The sequence below is a fragment of the Clostridium sp. CAG:265 genome, assembly GCF_000436575.1.
In the GTDB taxonomy this organism is placed as follows: Bacteria; Bacillota; Clostridia; order Clostridiales; family Clostridiaceae; genus Clostridium; species Clostridium lentum.
Map to the genome: position 1 here is coordinate 1 of NZ_FR886579.1, position 18,865 is coordinate 18,865.

General features: G+C 29.0%; 14 protein-coding genes. 2 read left to right on the top strand and 12 right to left on the bottom strand.

The features are described from left to right. Positions 1 to 12: 12 nt before the first annotated feature. The 7 genes from Q5O29_RS00800 to Q5O29_RS00830 all read right to left on the bottom strand — a co-directional run bounded on the left by Q5O29_RS00800 (position 13) and on the right by Q5O29_RS00830 (position 8,447). On the bottom strand, positions 13 to 1,182 hold the full coding sequence (locus tag Q5O29_RS00800) for a glycosyltransferase (protein ID WP_022211126.1): 1,170 nt from the start codon (positions 1,180 to 1,182) through the stop codon (positions 13 to 15). A 6-nt stretch (positions 1,183 to 1,188) separates the two neighbouring features. Further along, the gene (locus Q5O29_RS00805) at positions 1,189 to 2,463 is read right to left on the bottom strand and encodes a glycosyltransferase (RefSeq protein WP_022211127.1); all 1,275 of its coding nucleotides are present in this window, start codon (positions 2,461 to 2,463) and stop codon (positions 1,189 to 1,191) included. Between the two features lie 3 nt (positions 2,464 to 2,466). Next, positions 2,467 to 3,999 (bottom strand): murein biosynthesis integral membrane protein MurJ, encoded by a 1,533-nt coding sequence (gene murJ / locus Q5O29_RS00810; RefSeq protein ID WP_022211128.1) that lies wholly within the window; start codon positions 3,997 to 3,999, stop codon positions 2,467 to 2,469. Then, positions 3,989 to 4,735: a WecB/TagA/CpsF family glycosyltransferase gene (locus Q5O29_RS00815; RefSeq protein ID WP_022211129.1), complete on the bottom strand. Its 747-nt coding sequence runs from the start codon at positions 4,733 to 4,735 to the stop codon at positions 3,989 to 3,991. The genes murJ and Q5O29_RS00815 overlap by 11 nt, the downstream gene beginning before the upstream one ends. A 12-nt stretch (positions 4,736 to 4,747) precedes the next feature. Next, positions 4,748 to 5,836, bottom strand: a complete 1,089-nt coding sequence (locus Q5O29_RS00820; protein ID WP_022211130.1) for a M48 family metallopeptidase — start codon at positions 5,834 to 5,836, stop codon at positions 4,748 to 4,750. Between the two features lie 136 nt (positions 5,837 to 5,972). Beyond that, complete coding sequence (locus Q5O29_RS00825) at positions 5,973 to 7,700, bottom strand: phospho-sugar mutase (RefSeq protein ID WP_022211131.1); 1,728 nt, start codon at positions 7,698 to 7,700, stop codon at positions 5,973 to 5,975. Between the two features lie 153 nt (positions 7,701 to 7,853). After that, positions 7,854 to 8,447 carry a 50S ribosomal protein L25 gene (locus Q5O29_RS00830; protein WP_022211132.1) on the bottom strand — a complete coding sequence of 198 codons (594 nt, stop codon included), beginning with the start codon at positions 8,445 to 8,447 and terminating at the stop codon, positions 7,854 to 7,856. 197 nt (positions 8,448 to 8,644) lie between these two features. On the opposite strand from Q5O29_RS00830, the gene Q5O29_RS00835 reads away from it, so the two are divergent. Both Q5O29_RS00835 and glmS read left to right on the top strand, forming a co-directional pair. After that, entirely contained in the window at positions 8,645 to 10,108 is a 1,464-nt protein-coding gene (locus Q5O29_RS00835) for an aminotransferase class I/II-fold pyridoxal phosphate-dependent enzyme (RefSeq protein WP_022211133.1), read from the top strand. 202 nt (positions 10,109 to 10,310) lie between these two features. After that, a complete protein-coding gene (gene glmS / locus Q5O29_RS00840) occupies positions 10,311 to 12,134 on the top strand; it encodes a glutamine--fructose-6-phosphate transaminase (isomerizing) (RefSeq protein WP_022211134.1) in 1,824 nt (607 codons plus the stop codon). A gap of 44 nt (positions 12,135 to 12,178) precedes the next feature. On the opposite strand, the gene Q5O29_RS00845 is transcribed toward glmS, so the two are convergent. The 5 genes from Q5O29_RS00845 to Q5O29_RS00865 all read right to left on the bottom strand — a co-directional run bounded on the left by Q5O29_RS00845 (position 12,179) and on the right by Q5O29_RS00865 (position 18,802). Then, complete coding sequence (locus Q5O29_RS00845; RefSeq protein WP_022211135.1) at positions 12,179 to 13,207, bottom strand: hypothetical protein; 1,029 nt, start codon at positions 13,205 to 13,207, stop codon at positions 12,179 to 12,181. After that, positions 13,200 to 13,661, bottom strand: coding sequence for a DUF523 domain-containing protein (locus Q5O29_RS00850; RefSeq protein WP_022211136.1), 462 nt, complete (start codon positions 13,659 to 13,661; stop codon positions 13,200 to 13,202). Before Q5O29_RS00850 ends, Q5O29_RS00845 begins: the two co-directional genes overlap by 8 nt. Positions 13,662 to 13,724: 63 nt before the next feature. Continuing rightward, positions 13,725 to 16,082, bottom strand: a complete 2,358-nt coding sequence (locus tag Q5O29_RS00855) for an endonuclease MutS2 (RefSeq protein WP_022211137.1) — start codon at positions 16,080 to 16,082, stop codon at positions 13,725 to 13,727. Positions 16,083 to 16,098: 16 nt separating this feature from the next. Next, positions 16,099 to 16,443 carry a hypothetical protein gene (locus Q5O29_RS00860; RefSeq protein WP_022211138.1) on the bottom strand — a complete coding sequence of 115 codons (345 nt, stop codon included), beginning with the start codon at positions 16,441 to 16,443 and terminating at the stop codon, positions 16,099 to 16,101. A gap of 7 nt (positions 16,444 to 16,450) precedes the next feature. After that, a complete protein-coding gene (locus tag Q5O29_RS00865) occupies positions 16,451 to 18,802 on the bottom strand; it encodes a DUF3656 domain-containing protein (RefSeq protein WP_022211139.1) in 2,352 nt (783 codons plus the stop codon). Positions 18,803 to 18,865 lie beyond the last annotated feature (63 nt).

Below are 18,865 nucleotides of genomic sequence, written 5' to 3' on the forward strand. Positions count from 1 at the left end.
ATTAGCCCTATGCTATTTTTTCATACGAAACTTTACACTATCTTTTAAAACTTCTTTATACACAGAAATTATCTTATTTACTATAACCTTAGGACTAAATCTTTTTAAGCAGTCAATCCTTATTTCTTCTTCATCATAACTTTCAATATTATCATAAACTTCTATCATTTTTTCTGCCAATATATCTATATCATCTATTGGAATAAGATATCCATTAAGATTATTTATAATATCTTCTGCTCCACCATTTAAAGCCCCTATAACCGGTCTTCCACTGGCAAGAGCTTCAATATACACTACACCAAATGTTTCATATCTAGAAGGTAATACAAAACAGTCACATTTATTCATCCATTTTGAAACATCATCTCTTGAAAGAGCTCCTAAAAAGATTATTTGATCTTTAACACCATTCTCCACAGTCAAAGCTTCTAACCAAGATCTTTGACTGCCATCCCCGCCTATATATAATACTGCTTCTTTATCTTTAAACTTCTTTGCAAAAGACTTTATTAATGTATCAAATCCTTTTTCACCTTCTAAAAATGCCAGTGAAAAGAAAATAAACTTTTCATTTTTAATTCTTTTTTTAATAGTAAATTTTGATAGATCCACTAAATTTCCTATGACTTCTATATCCTGTCTTCCACTTAAAGATTCTATTTCATTTTTTAAGCCATTACCTACAGTTATCACTTTTTGAGCTTTCTTATAAGAATCACAAATAAATGGTATATAGCTTTTCTTTACATATGGTCCTCTCTCTACAGAGGAATGTTCAGTAATAACTAAAGGTATATTATATTTTTCTGCTATATAAGCAGCACTTATTCCTCCCCATAGAGAAGACTGAGCATGAATTATATCTATAACTCCTTCTTTTTTCACTATTTCTTTATATAATTTTTCCATCCTTTTGTTAAACACTTTAAACATTAAAGGATTCTTAGGAATATAGTTATAATTTTTATATCTATATGTCTTTAATCCATCTTCAACATTATACTTAAGACCTTTTTCTTCATGAATTTTTCCCAGCATAGTAAGTGGCCACACTTCATTGTATGCTACTGTTACTTTAACACCAGCTTTTTGTAACTCTAAAGCTTGTTCTTTAAAAAAGCTTCCATGAACCTTATTTCTAACATTGGAATACCATGATGGTATGAACATAATATGCATATTCTTTTACCCCTTTAATATATCATTAAGTTTACCTGAAATATTTTCCCACTTATATTCCTTAAGCGGATGGAATTTATCTTCATTATCCAAATGATTAAAAATTTTATATATACCACCTACAATTTCTTCTGGATTATTATTTACAACAATGCATTTTTCTTTATCTCTTACCACATCTAATATAGGATCATTTTCATCGCCTAAAATAACAAATATTATTCCATCTGCTCCAAAATAATCATAAATCTTAGCAGGGATTTGTCTTGAGTTCTTATTACCAAAAATCATTAGCACATCACCATTAAGCATATAAGATATCGCTTTGTCGTAAGGTATCCTTGGTGAAACATCCACAACTGTTACATCAACTAAATTTTTTTTCATACCTTCATTGTCAATATTACCAAAGAATAAAACATTTAATTTCTTAAAACTTTCTGGATCTCTTTTCTCAAGTATCTTTAATGCCTCGACAAAAGGATTTGTATTTCTAAGCTTTGAGAAAATTTCTCCAGCATAAATAAAGTTTATTTTATCTTTATTTATCTTTTCTGCTGGCACAGTGCTTTTTATCTTTTCATATGCTTTTTCATCATACCCTCTTGTTAAAATGAAAGTCTTTTCCTTCGGTATATTATAACTATTAAGATAATCATCACGATTTGATTTAGTAACAAAAATATGTCTATCAGCAAGATTTATAATATCTTTTTCAAATCCTCCTTCTATTTTTCGTCTTATATATCCCATATTTTCTCTAGTAGAATCCTTTAACCAAGGGTCACTCCAATATGTAATCCACGGAACACCCTTATTTTCCTTTTTTATATACATTGCGCATATATGACTTGAAGGAGGTTCATGCATTGAAAATATTACATCAAACCTTTCCTTATCCATTAATTCAAGACCTACTTTAGAAGCTTTTCTAGCCCAATTTAAATACATATCAGGTATGGCAATAATTTTTTTACCTTTCTTTAATAATTCTTTTAAAGCTGATTTGCTAGAATTATTATTAGAATTTACTCCATTATTACCTTTCTTAGGCATTATTTTTTCAAATATCTTTCCACCAGATACTTTATGAATCTTAACCTTCGGATTAAGCATGCTTAAAATATATTCATCATAATATATTGAGTTCTTTGGAAAATCTACTGTAAGCAAATGTATATCGTTACCTTCATTAACTAAATTATTAAGATACTGTAGTGTTTCTATAGATGCAGAATTATTTATTAATGGAGAATAACAAGCTATAAATAAAATTTTCATATATTATCTCTCCCCTTTTGCCACTTTGTTTTTTAACATACTTAGTACTTCATTAAGTTCTTCTATCCTTAGCACAATTGAAATTATCACATATAATGCTGCTCCAACTATTGCATCAATAATTATTTTAATTACTCCTGTAATTCCTGTTAAATAATTAAATACTAAAAGAGCTAAAAACATCATAATTGTTGTTAATGTGATTTTAGCTAACTTTACTAATAAAATCTTTAAATCAATTTGTCCTGTATATTTCACTATTGCCCTAAATAAAAGCAACGCTATTATCACTGATGAAATAGATGAAGCCAACGCAACACCTATTATTCCATACCTTTTAGATAAATATATATTCAAAATAATATTTGTTGCAACACCTATTATTCCATTAAAAGCGGTAGTTTTTGTTTTTTCCATGGCAAATAGTGATGAATTTAATATATCTCTTATACCTGTAAATGGAATTGAAAATGAATATCCTAATATAGCTAAAGATGTCAATCTTACAGCAGTAGCATCAAATTGATTTCTTGCAAAAATAATTGTAACTACATCTTTATTTAAAATCATTATTCCTGCTGTAACTGGCATTAAAATAAATGCAATAACAACAATACTTTTAACTAGATATTGTAAAAATTCTTTATTATCTTTTTCATTTAATTTATTAGCCATTAATGGATACATAACAGATACAATTGAAGTTGTAATTGCTGTATTAATAAAAGATATAATCTTTTGTCCATATTCAAGATTAGACATTATTCCAACACCTAAAGTTGAACCAATATTAGTATCCACCACCATATTTATAGAGTTTGCACCAGCACCAATTATTACTGGAACTAATAATATAAACATTCTCTTTATATCATTATCATTAATTTTAAACCTAAATTTAATATTGTATCCTTGTCTATAAAGGGATGGTATTTGTACTACCACTCTTAATATGTTTCCAATAACATTGGCAATAGTAACACCTAAGATATTCACATCTTTAAATATTATTAAGTATAGTATTATTGGTGCATTGAAGAACATTCCTAAGATTGATGGTATTACAAAATCTTCACATACTTGCAGTATAGATAAAAAACAAACATTGATTGACATAAAAAGAAGATTTATAAGACTTATCCTTGTTAGATTAATTGCCAACTCCATATTTTCCCTTGAAAATCCCGGTGCAATTATATTTACTATATTTTCTGTAAATATATTTCCTAAAATAAATATACTTAAGGATAAAATTACGAGAATACCAATTACATTATTGGCAAACTCAAACATCTTTTTTTTACTATCCCTATATCTTATTTTACTAAGCATAGGAATAAAGACAGTTGAAACACCGAGTCCTATTATGGTAAATAATGTTTCAGGCACCATAACCGCTGCTTTATATGCATCAGTTATAGCACTAGCACCAAAATAATACGCTACTAGCGAATCTCTTATAAGCCCTAAAAATCTACTGACAATGGTAATTACCATTACTAAAAATGTTGCTTTAAATATTTTTTTACTTTTCATCCTGATTACCTCGGCTACTAGCTACTTTCAAAAGGAATTTTGGAATACTTCCTAATCTTTTTATTCTCCACGGTTCTTTAGCTACTCTGTATGCCCATTCACAACCAACATTAATCATCCATCTTGGAGCCCTTTTTACTTTATCAGCTATAACATCAAAACTTCCTCCAACACCCATAAATATTTCCACAGGAAGCTCGTTAAAATATTTAATAATAAATTTTTCTTGCCTTGGGCATCCCATTGCTACAAATAACACTTTAGGTTTTTTTCTCTTTATATCTGCCAATAACTCATCACAGTTGTCTAAATCAAAAAAGCCATTTTTATATCCTGCAATAATAAGTTTTGGATGATCTTTCTTTAAATTTTCAACACATGTCTTTAATGTTTCTTCTTCTGCACCTACAAGATATATAGAATCACCAGCTTCTTCACATTTAGTTATTATTTCCTTCATAATCTCTATTCCTGCAATTTTTTCGCTAACAGGTGTTTTAAGCATCTTGGCAGCAATTTGTGTGCCTACTCCATCCGGAATAATTAATGCATCATCACTAATAAAATTATTAAATAAAACTTTATCATCTAGCCCTCTATATAATACTTCTGGATTTCCTGATATGATATGGACCTTTTTTCTTTTAAAAATCTCATTTAGACATTCCTTTTTACTTAATGAATATATCCTATATCTTAAGATAGAAATATAATTTTCCTTCATATTCCTCTTCATATTTCTCATCCTTTATTTACTTATTAAATTTTCTATTTCTTTTACAATTTCATCCTCAGAATTTAATTCCTTTGCTATAGCAAGATGTAATTTTGCATTCTTCATATCTTTTAAGTTTATGTAGCACATAATAATATTTGTACAGATTTCAACATCTCTTGAAGCTTCAAAAGCCTTTTTAAAGTATATAAGTGCTTCTTCATATTCTCCTAAGCAAGCATAGTTTAATCCTAGCTCTACTACCACTTCCAGTATTCCACTTTCAATCTTTATACTTTCTCTTAAGTAATGAATTGCTTCTTCAAATTTTTGCAATCTCCTAAAAGCAACACCTATATAATAATAAATAAGTGGATTGCTATCGAATTCTTCTACCAATTCTAATAATGACTGAAGGCTTTTTTCAGGGACTTCATTTAGCATCTCAATAGCTTTCTCATACTTGGTAATATTATCAATATCCTTTGTTAAAACTTTTATTTCCTCAGTGATATTACCGCCTTTGTTAATATACTCGTTTAATTCTATTTTAGATTTCTCAAATTCACCATTATCCTTTAAAATAAGTGCTTTATATAAATGATAATCATTTATTTTTATTTTATTTTTTTCACAATACTCTATATCATCTAATAATACTTCACCAAATTCTTTATCCTTTTCTCTAATATTTTCTCCAACTAAAAGTAGCTTCTTAAGCACTTCATTATCTTTTGAGTAATAATAATAACCCTTAAGTAAAATATAAGCCTCTAAATATTTTTCTTCATTAACATTCTTGGATATTAAAGATCTTATACAATTTTCAGTATCTTTTATATAATCTAATATAAGTTCATAATCGTCATTAAACCTTAAATTTTCATCACAACCAAAAGCTATGAACATGCCTTCTATAAAATAATATATTGGAAGATTTTTAATCTTTATTTCATTTTCAATATTAGAACTTATATATTCTGTACTTATTGGAAGATATAAATCCTTGTTTTTGAATTTTACATATTTTGGAATGTTTATGCTTTCCTTAAAACCTTCAATATTCATTTCTAAGAATAGCAATTTCCCCATTTTTTCTTTAATTTGCGACCTATAATCCATTATTAACACTCCTTTGCAAATTATCTCATTACATAATACATTATTATAGAAAAACTTTCAAATAAAAGCGATATATTTATGAATTAATACAACAAAAAAACTACTGAAAAAAATCAGTAGCTTTTATTAAAATTAATTATGCTAATTTTTCGTTAACTATATCCATTACTTTACCTTTAAATACTTCTAATTGCTTCTGTGCATCTTCTAAACTTGAGCCTTTAACTGCAATGTATATTTTCATTTTTGGTTCTGTACCTGAAGGTCTAACAACAAATGAAGAACCATTTTCAAGTATATATTTTAATACATTTGATTTTGGTAAGTTAATTACGCTTTCAGTTCCAGTAATTAAATTTTCTTCTTTGCTTAATTTATAATCAAGCTTAGTAGCAATTTTAACTCCGTTTACTTCTGGTAATGAAGAATTTCTTAATTCATCGATACATTTAGCAATCTTTTCTTGTCCTTCCTTACCTTTTAAATCTATTGAAACAAGACCTTCTTTAAAGAATCCATATTTATTATATAAATCTATTAATCCATCATATAAGCTCTTTCCTTGTTGTTTATAGAATAAAGTCATTTCAGCAATAAGCATTGAAGCTATTACTGCATCTTTATCTCTTACAAATTCTCCTGCTAGGTACCCATAGCTTTCTTCAAAGCCAAACAAGTATTTTCTATCTCCAGCTTCTTGGAATTCTCTTATTTTTTCTCCAATATATTTGAATCCAGTAAGAACATCCATTATTTCTATTCCATAATGTGTAGCTATAGCTCTAGCTCCTTCTGTTGTAACTATAGTTTTAATTACAACACCATTTTCAGGAAGCTTATTTTCTTCCTTTAATGATGATAAAATATATTCAGTTAATAATAATCCAGTTTGATTTCCATTTAATACTCTGTAATTTCCTTCGCTATCTTTTACTACAACTCCAATTCTATCACAGTCAGGATCTGTACCAAATATTATATCTGGATTTGAAGTTTTTGCCATATCTAATGCTATTTCAAAAACTTGTGGATCTTCTGGATTTGGATATGGTGCTGTTGGGAAATTTCCATCTGGTAACTCTTGTTCTTTAACAACTTGAACTTGTTCATAACCTAATTCCTTTAATACTCTTCTTACTGGAATATTTCCAGTACCATGAATCGGTGTATAAATCACTTTTAAATCCTTAGCATTTTTTTCTACTAATTCTCTTCTTATTGTTAAAGATTTTACTTGTTCTAAGTAAGCTTTATCAACTTCTTCACCTACATAAGTTAAAAGATTATCCCTTATAGCTTCTTCTTTTGATATAGTCTTGATTTCATCAAAAGATTTTATATTATTTACTTCATTTATTATTATAGTTGCTTTTTCATCTGTTACTTGTCCACCAAATTCATCATAAACCTTGTAACCATTGTATATTTTAGGATTATGTGAAGCAGTTACCATAATACCACCATTACAATTTAAATGTCTAACTGCAAAAGATAACATTGGTGTAGGTCTTAAGCTTTCATATAAGAATACCTTTACTCCATTGCTGCATAAAGTTAAAGCAGCTGCTTCAGCAAATTCCTTTGACATATTTCTTGAATCATATGCAATGGCCACAGATGGCTCTTCAAAACTTTTATTTAAATAATTAGCAAAACCTTGAGTTGCTTTTGATACTGTATATACATTCATTCTATTAGACCCAAAACCTATAACTCCTCTAAGTCCGCCTGTTCCAAAATCTAAATCTTTGTAAAATCTGTCTTCTAATTCTTTTTCATCCTTGATTGACCTTAATTCTTCTTTAACTTCTTCAGCTACAACTGCTGAATTTAACCACTCATTAAATTTCTCTTTGTATATCATACTCATACCTCCTAAATTAAGTCATTAAACTTACATCTTATACTATAAAATATTTTTAATCATATAAAAAAAAAAGCTACATGTATATTATTACTTGTAGCTTAATAAAAATCAATATTTTATTCTTTAAAATTTATATTTTAAAAAGATATTTTAACTTTCATTCTCTTCAACTGCCATTTCCATATCATCAGCCACTCTCTTTCTTTCATAAATTACTGACGCAATAACTGAATTTAAATCATCCACTATTGAAATTTCAGAGCCTATTTCCAAATCTCCAAATTTATAAACATCGCCTACTGTACCAGTACCAATATTGATATTTAAATATTTAGGTAAAGAATCTACATTTCCTTCAACTTTAACACTATCCTTTTCTTTTTGTAAAACAATCCCTTTTTTATTTATATATTCTTCTCCAATATAATGAATTGGTACCGTAGATATAACTTTTTCTCCAGCAGATACCTCTTCTAAATCTAAGTGTATTATTTTATTTGTTGCAGGATCTCTCTGCATCTCTTTTATTAATGCTTTATGTTCTTTGCCATTATAATTGACATTCATAACCCCATATTGACCATTGGCAGTAATTTCGTCAACTAAATCCATTTCTCCAATTTCAAACATAAAGTTATTAATATTCTTTCCATATAATATTCCTGGTATTTTGCCTCTCTTACGACATTTTTTCGCACTTTTAGCAACACTGCCATCTCGTTTATTTAATTCGATTACTGACACGATATATACCTCCTTAATTACTTTCTTAAGTAATTATTCTCAATTTTAATTATTTTTATGCATTATTATTTTTTATACCAGCATTTGATTAAAATAACATGTAGTAAAGTTACAATTCTGCATATACTATCTTTATAAAGTATCTATATTTTCATTCTAAGAAAAATTTGTCAATAACTTGAAAGAAGGTGTATTTTTTGTATAACTTTGATCAAAATGAAACTCCCTTATTTAATGCATTGATGGAGTATGTAAATAGAGATACATTACCTTTTCATGTACCTGGACATAAAAAAGGCGTTGGTATAGATGAAGAATTTAAAAATTTCATTGGGGAAAATCCATTTAAAATTGATGTAACAGTCTTTAAATTAGTAGATAGCCTCCATCATCCAACAGGACCAATAAAAAAAGCCCAAATACTTACAGCTGATGCTTATGGTGCTGATGCTTCATTCTTTTCAATTCATGGAACATCTGGCGCAATACAAGCTATGATCATGTCAGTGGTATCTGATGGTGACAAAATAATAGTTCCAAGAAATGTTCATAAATCAGTTACCAGTGGCATTATCTTAAGTGGTGCTATTCCAATCTTCATGCAACCTGAATTAGATAAAAAATTAGGGATAGCCCATGGTGTATCACCAAAAACTGTTGAAAAAACTTTAAAAGATAATCCAGATGCAAAAGCATTGCTTTTAATTAATCCAACATATTATGGAGTAGCCACAGACATTAAAAAAATTGCTGAAATAGTTCATAGCTACCATATCCCTTTAATTGTTGATGAAGCCCATGGACCTCATTTAGCATTTTCAAGAAAATTGCCTATGTCAGCCTTAGAAGCTGGTGCAGATATTTGTTCACAAAGCACTCATAAGATTATTGGTTCTCTTACTCAAGCATCATTAATACATATAAAAAGCAAATTTATAAATCCTAATAGAGTACAAAGAAATCTTAATCTTTTACAAACTACTTCTCCTAGCTATATCCTCATGGCATCTTTAGATTGCGCTCGTAGGCAAATAGCATTACATGGTGAAAATTTATTAAATAAAGCCATTGAATTAGCTAACTATACTAGAAATGAAATTAATAAAATACCAGGATTCTATTGTTTTGGCAAAGAAATTCTTGGAAAACCCGGTTCATTTGCCTTTGATCCTACTAAAATAACTATTTGTTGTAGGAATTTGGGAATCACTGGATTTCAACTAGATATGATACTTTATGAAAAATATGCTATTCAGATGGAACTATCTGATTTTTATAATGTGCTTGCTGTTGGTTCTTTTGGTGATACAAAAGAAGGTATGGATAGATTACTTACAGCTTTAAAAGAAATATCCAAAGAATACTATGGGGTAAACAAACCTATTGCTGATTTCTTAGATATTCCCCCTATTCCTACCAAAATTATTAACCCTCGTGAAGCATTTTATGCTGATAAAAAATCAGTACCACTTTCCGAAAGTCTTGGAAAAATTTCTGGCGAATTCTTACTTGCATATCCCCCTGGAATTCCGCTACTTTGCCCTGGTGAAATCATTACCTCCCACATAATAGATTATGTTAACGATTTAAAGAAAGCAAATCTCTATGTTCAAGGTACTGAAGATCCTACTGTAGAAAATATAAAAATTTTAAATATTTGAATATAGATAACCTAAAATATCATCAATATTTTAGGTTATCTTGTATTACCTTGTATCAATATCAATATATTATTTATATACTTATATTAATAAAGTAGATTTATTTTTTAGATAATGTTAAAATAATTCATTATACAATATTTAGAAGTGAATGCACCTTATTTTCCCAAAGCTAAAATATATTTTTGAAAGGAAGAATAATATGTGTGGAATTGTTGGCTATATAGGATATAACCAAGCATCTGATATACTATTAGAAGGACTTAATAAATTAGAATATAGAGGCTACGACTCTGCTGGAGTAGCAATCTTAAATGATAAAATTGAAGTTCGTAAATTTAAAGGAAGATTACTTAATTTAGCCCAAAGTTTAAATGCTAATCCTATTAAAGGAACAGTTGGAATTGGACATACAAGATGGGCTACTCATGGTGAGCCTTCTGATGTAAATGCTCATCCTCATTCTAACGAAAAGATAACTTTTAGCGTAGTTCATAATGGTATCATCGAAAACTACTTAAAGCTAAGAGAATGGTTAATTTTAAAAGGATATAACTTTTATTCCGAAACTGATACTGAAGTTATTCCAAATTTAATTGATTATTATTATAATGGTGATTTATTAGATTCAGTTATTAAAGCTACAGCCAAACTTGAAGGAAGTTTTGCCATTGGAGTTATAAGTAAGAATGAACCTGATAAACTTATAGCTGTAAAGAAGGATAGTCCTTTAATCGTAGGCATTGGACAGAATGAATACTTTATAGCCTCAGATATTCCTGCTGTTTTAAGTCATACTAAAGATGTATATTTACTAAATGACAATGAATTTGTAATATTAACAAAAGATGGTGTCGATATACGTACTAGAAACAAAGAAATTATCAAAAAAGAAATTTTCCATGTAACATGGAATGTTGATGCTGCTGAAAAAGGTGGTTATGAAGATTTCATGCTAAAAGAAATTCATGAACAACCAAAAGCTGTCAGAGATACTTTAGCTGGTAAAATTATCTTAAATAAAGAGATTTCTTTTGATAACATTAAATTTACAAAAAATGACTTAGATAAATTTGATAAAATATATATTGTTGCTTGCGGAACAGCCTATCATGCTGGCCTTGTAGGTAAATACGCTATAGAAAAACTTGCAAATATATCTGTTGAAACTGATATTGCCTCAGAATTTAGATATAGAGAGCCTATAATTACAGATAAAACTTTAGTAATTGTAGTATCTCAATCTGGCGAAACAGCTGATACTTTAGCCGTTCTTAGAGTATCTAAAAAACAAGGAGCCAAAGTTCTTGCCATTACAAATGTAGTAGGTTCTTCTGTTGCAAGAGAAGCTGATGATGTATTTTACACCTTAGCTGGGCCTGAAATTGCTGTGGCTTCTACCAAAGCTTATATAACTCAGCTAGTAGCATTCTATATATTAGCATTACACTTTGCAGAAGTGAAAGGAACTTTAGCTTCATCAGAAATAGAATCCATTAAGAAGGAACTTATAGCTATTCCTAATAAGATTAATGAATTATTAAAAAATAAAGATAATATTCAAAAATATGCATCTTATCATTTTAATCAAAAAGATTTGTTTTTCCTAGGACGTGGATTAGATTTCGCTGTAGCTCTTGAAGGCTCCTTAAAGCTTAAAGAAATTTCTTATATTAATTCTGAAGCATATGCTGGTGGCGAACTTAAACATGGACCAATTGCCTTAATTGAAAAGGGTACTTCTGTTATTACCTTATTAACTCAAGAAAGATTAAAAGATAAAATGATTAGTAATGTAAAAGAAGTAACCACTAGAGGTGGTAATATTCTTGCCATTGTTAATGATGGTGATGAATCTGCAAAAAACATCACAGATGATGTCATATATATTCCAAAGACTATTGATTTATTAACTCCTCTCTTAAGTGTAATACCTCTTCAATTATTATCCTACTATATTGCAAAACTTAAAGGTTGTGATGTTGATAAACCAAGAAATTTAGCTAAATCAGTTACTGTTGAATAAAATAATAAAGGATTAAGTGATTCATTTCACTTAATCCTTTATTATTATTCTAATGTTTCACTTAAAAAAGCTCTAAGTTCAGAATCTAAAGAGTTATTTTTTAAATAATATAATCTATCATTTATTTCACTATCCATTTTGTTTAGTGAATAGAAACTTATAGCTGCTTTAATTCTTAGTTTCTCATCAATATTTTCAAAGCTAACTCTTCCATTTTCACCCTTTAAAATCATCTCCATATCTAATTCACTATCAAATAATGCTAGTGCCTTTATAAATATAAGCTGTTCTCTTGTGTATCTTTCTCTAATATTTATTAAGTTTAATATTATATCATAAGCAGCATCTAAATTACCTTCTAAAATAAACTTTTTATAATATAATTCATATAGTCTCTCTATTTTTCCATAACCCTTAATTTGTGAAAAATATCCTAAAACTTTATACTTATCTTCTTCATTAAATGACTTCATTAAATAAATTAATGAATCAACTATCTTTTCTATTTCTATTCCTTTACCTGCAAGTTTACATAATAAATTAATTGCTTTTAAACAAGAGTTACCTCCATTATCAACAATTTTTAGTAACTCATCTACACCATCTTCTTTAAAACTATATAAAATCGATAATACTGAATTTTCAACAGCTATTGGCCATTGACCTAATTCATCAAATTTTCCTTTCATATATGTAGGTTTTGATACTTTATCTTTTATATATGTGCTTATCAGTTGAATATGTTCTTTACCGATAATTTTACAAGCCTCTTCTGCAGCGCTTTGCATAGAATTAAAGTCTTGGCCACTATCTATTACTCTTAAAATTTGCTGTACAATTATTTTATGAATTTCTTCTTCTGTATAGCTTTTTTCCTTTACTTCAATATATGAATTTTGTTCACTCTTCTCTGAAATACTTTCATAAAAATCTGTATTTGCAACCTTAAAATCATACATATATTTTTCGCTATTTTCACTAGATTTCTCTGCTTCAGAAATATCCTTTGCTTTCAATTGCTCATCTATTTTAACATTTTCTTTTTTCTTTTTTTTCTTAAAAAAATCAAACATTTAAACCCTGTACCTCCAAATCTTTTTCACTTAGTGTCTTAATTCCTATTTCATTTAGCATTTCGGCAGTAATGCCTTTTCCTTTAACTTTATTTCCATTAAAACTTCCATCATATACAAAATTAACTCCACAAGACGGGCTTCTCTCTTTTAATATAGCTGTTGAAATAGAAAGCTTTTTTGCAATTTCCACCACTTCCTTTGCCCCTTTAATAAATTGCTTTGTGACATCCATTCCTTCTTTGGTAACAATTTTACCATTGCCTTCCAGAATATCTTTTGCCTTTGCCTGAAGTTCACTTGGCACTCTTGGCGTAGTAAGTCCCCCTAATTGTTCTGGACATATTAATATTGCTTTCCCACTGATAAATAATTCATTGCATTTTTCATTATAATTGTTTGCACCATCATATTTACAGTTAACTCCACATAAACATGCACTTATCAAATACATAGCTAAGACCTCCCTACTATGCATAATTATAGCATAGTAGAGAGGCCTTTTAAATAATTTATATTATTTTAATTCAACAATTGTAACTCCGTCTCCACCTTCGCCATATACACCAAGTCTATATGATTTAACATGTGGGTGTCTTTTTAACATATCGTTAATTGCTTTTCTTAAAACACCAGTACCTTTTCCATGTACTACTGTAACTTCACCTAAATTACACATATAGGCTTCATCTAGATATTTGTCTGTTCTATAACAAGCTTCTTCTGAATCCATTCCCCTTAAATCAATTCTACTTTCAATAGATTTAGTATTTAATTTAAGTTCTCTCTTTTTCTTTTCCTTTTTAACAGGTACATCATCAACTTTTCTTAGGTCCTTAAGCTTAACATTTATCTTCATAATCCCTGCTTCAACTTGAACTTCACCTTTATTATCAGGCATAGATATAATGACTACCCTTTGATTTAAAGAAGGTAACATAGCTTCCATACCTAATGTAACCTTTGTTATTGCCTCACCTTTTTCTTCTCTAGCAATTCTTAGTGCAGCTTCCTTAGCTTCAAGACTATCCTTAAGCTTCTTTCTTTCTTCTTCAAGTCTATTTCTTCCACCTTCAGCTATACCCATTCTTTCTAGTTCTCGAATAGCTTTTACAATTTCATCTGCTTCATCCTTAGCATTACTTATGATATTTTTAGCTTCTTGCCTAGCTTCCTCATAAGCTTTTTCCCGTACTTTATTTATCTTAGCAAGTTTTTGATCATATTCTATCTTTAACTTTTCTGCCTGTTCCTTTAAAATCCTTGCTTCTCGAGCATTATTATTAGCAATAATACTTTTTTCTTGTAAGTCTCTTATAAGATCTTCAAATTGAAGATTATCCTTTGACATATATTCCTTTGCTTTAAATATTACATCATCATTTAAACCTAATCGTCTTGATATTTCAAAGGCATTAGACTTTCCTGGTATTCCTATAAGTAGTCTATAAGTTGGTCTTAATGTTTCAACATCAAATTCTACTGATGCATTTTCCACACCTTCAGTATTTAGAGCATATCCTTTTAACTCACTATAGTGAGTTGTGACCATAACTCTTGAATCTCTACTCTTTAGCTCTTCAATAATTGAAATTGCTAAAGCAGCTCCTTCAGCCGGATCTGTTCCTGAACCTAACTCATCAATAATTATCAGTGAATCTCTATCAGCCTTTTCTAATATAGAAACTATATTAGTCATATGAGATGAGAAAGTTGATAATGATTGCTCTATACTTTGTTCATCACCAATATCAGCGTATATTTCTTTAAAAAACCCTATGGTAGATCCATCTTTTGCAGGAATTAAAAGGCCACTTAAAGCCATTAAATGCAGAAGCCCTACCGTCTTTAATGTTACTGTTTTTCCCCCTGTATTAGGCCCTGTAATCATTAATGTGGTAAAATCCCTACCTAGAAATACATCTGATGGTACTACTTCCTTAGGATTGATCAGTGGATGCTTAGCACCAAATATTTCGAAACTTCTATCCTTTGAAACATTAGGCTTTAATGCATTTATAGCAGAAGCATATTTACCTTTTGCAAAAATAAAATCTAGCTCTGTTAATATCTTTGAATTATTTACGCATTCATTTATATGTTCTGTAACCTTTGCTGACAATGCTGTTAAAATTCTTTCAATTTCTGCTTTTTCTTTTAACATTAACTCTTTTATTTCATTATTTAGATTAACAAGGCTCAGTGGTTCTATAAACAACGTAGCTCCTGTAGAACTTTGGTCATGTACAAGTCCCTGAACAGCACCTTTATATTCAGCCTTAACTGGAAGTACATACCTTTCACCTCTCATAGTATAAATTGCATCTTGTAAATACTTAGAATTAGATCTTACAATAGAATTTATCTTTTCTCTAACAGAAGAATTTTTCTCTTTTAAGCTTCGTCTTATATTATAAAGTGTGGCACTTGCCTTATCACTTATTTCTTCCTCAGATATTATTGCTGTTTCAATATCATTTTCAAGAGATTTTACAGGAGTTAATATATAAGCTAAATCCTCTAAGTTCTTATATGCAATTTCATCATCTTTCCTATTCATGTATTCTTTAAACCTGCGTGAAACTCTAAGCATACCACCAATCTTTAATAATTGCTCAGGTGTAAGAACTCCTCCCTTTCCTGCTCTTTCAATGGCCTCTCTCGTATCATATAATCCTTCAAAAGGAGGTGCACCTTTAGTAATTAATAATTCCAATGCCTCATTTGTTTCTTCAAGTTTCTTTTCAACCTCATAAATTGATTTACAAGGTTTTAGAGAATGTACCATTTCTTTTCCGCTTGAGGTAATTGCATATTTTTCAACTTTATCTTTAATTTTATTAAATTCTAAAATTCTTAGAGTTCTTTCTTTCATCACTCTCTCCCTCTTGCTATTTCATAATTTTATTAAATTCATTTTCCATTTTTTTCTTATTAATTGTAATAATAACATAAGCTATCAAAGAATATACCATTGTTATAACGCTTACTGCATTACTATATATAACTGTTTTACCAATAATCTGTGAAATCATAATAACGATAAATCCAATTATTATTGCTAATAAAATCATTGATACTCTCCAATAACTCTTTACTATGCCCACTGCAGCATTTTTCTCTGCAGTGGTTAATTCTCTAATTTTGTCTTTACTTATTTTTTTGCTACTTTTATTCATTTCTAATATTCCATAAATAAAAACTGCAAGTAAAACTACAATTGCTATTATAACCATATAAATTTTATTCTACTCCTCTTCTATAATGTCCTTTAGTATATTCTTTACTATCAAAATCATCACCATTTTTTAATATTGATATTACATTCTTAACTTCTTTATATGTTTCATCTCTAAAATCAAATCTGAAAGTAGTTATACCAAATCCTTTTAACTCTTCAATTTCATCAATTATATTTAAAGGTACTGGATTTAAAATATAACTTCTACAATATAAATCTGTCATTACCCTAAGCTCTTCATTTACTCTATCTATTAATTTGAACTTATCTTTTGAGCATATTCCATTACATCCGCTATCCTTAGTTCTTCCACCAAATGTACTTCCAATTGGACAGTATTCACTAATCATAAGCTCTGGCTTACCATACACAACCACTCCAGCGTTTCCATTAGCATTCTTCATTAGATTTTTGATTTCTACTCTATTAAGTTCTAAACTTAAAGTAGGAACATCCACATCTTCCTGATAGAAAGCTAAAGATTGTGAGTTAACTATATTTAATTTATAATCACCAATGATGTACAATTTATCTTTAAACTCACTTATTATACCAACATTAGATGTTATAATACCCTTGATATAAGAAGAAACTTCCTCAATAGTCTTAACCACCTTCTTAAATTCTCCTTTAACAATTGTAGAAGTCTTAAGATAAAAATTAATATCTCTATATTTTTCAGCTAGTTCAATTAAATCTTTCTTCTTAATGGAATTTTTTTCCCTGCTAAATAAATCTACAGCTATATTTTGACACTTCATTTCTACTAATGCTTCAACTTGCTCTTTTGTTATACAGCTACAAATAACGTCAACTTTTGTCTTTTCATAAGATGGTTTATGCTTCTCTCCTTTAGCTGGTCTCTTTCTTCTATGTTTTCTACATACTTCTTTTGTTATTTTCTCAATTATATCTCTTCTTAAATTATTTAAGTCAGAAACTCTCATAAATCCATCTTCAAAGTTTTCAAATTCTATATTTTCAATTTTAAAAGCAACATCCCCTGATTTCTTTAAAGCTTCTTTAATTCTTTCCTGATCTAATGGTCTCTTTTCTGCTTTTTGAACTACTTCTCCCTGTACTTCATAAAAATTTCCTTTATAATTTATTCTGATAGTTACAGGTTTATCTACAGAAAAATCTACTATAGCATTTAAAGCAATCTTTTTAGTGTATGGCTTTAAGTATTCTTCAAGTTCATCAAATAATTGTTTATTAAGACTCTTAAATAGTTCATCACCTTTTTTATAATCAATTGGATAAAGTTTTACTTTATCACCTCTTTTAGCACTCTTTACTTCATTACCTTTATATAGTATCTTACTTAATGTAAATCCTTTATCTCTATATCTGATACCATCACCTACATTTAAATCTTCTTTTATTACTATATCACCATTTTTATCAACTACTCCCAGTGATATTCCTGAGTTTTTGGGTGAATTAAAACTCATCATATCTTTACCAGTATTTTTCTTTAAATATGCATTAGTGAATCCACTTCTATTAAATAATTGTAAAAGTTGCCTCTTTCCAGCTTGATCATCATATTTATTATTATATAATACTTTATCTACGGCCTTTTTATAGTTATCTACCACTCCAGCAACATATTCAGCTCTCTTCATTCTACCTTCTATCTTTAAAGAGTATACTCCTGTATCTACAATGTCTTCTACATCTTCAATAGTACACATATCTTTAGGACTTAATAAATGTCCTTTTGTTTCCCCACTGTGTTCCCCTTTTAAAGTATATTCCATTCTACATGGCTGAGCACATCTTCCTCTATTTCCACTTCTTCCACCAATCATAGAACTCATTAAGCATTGTCCTGAATATGCCACACAAATAGCTCCATGAACAAACATTTCTGTTTCAATAGCTAAATCCTTAGATATATACTTTATTTCCTCTAATGTCATCTCACGTGATAATACTATTCTGTGAAACCCCTTATCTTTAAAATATACTGCTGCTTCACCATTATGTATAGTCATTTGAGTAGATGCATGCACTTCCATCAATGGGAACTCTTCTTTAATTCTTTTTAATAAACCTAAATCTTGAATAATTAAGGCATCAACACCAATTTCATATAGATATCCTACATATCTTACTGCTTCTTCAATTTCATTTTCTTTTAAAATTGTGTTTAATGTTACGTATATTTTCACATCATAGCTATGAGCATAATCAACAGCTTTTAACATATTGTCATTATCGAAGTTAGATGCATATGCTCTTGCCGAAAATTTATTTCCTCCTAAATATACTGCATCAGCGCCTTTATTTATTGCTGCAACCAAACTTTCCATGGTACCTGCTGGTGCAAGTATTTCCACCTTTTCCATTTTTACGTCTCCTTTTTTTGTATATTCTTCATCTTATGTTAAAAGCCTGTTCCACTCTGAACA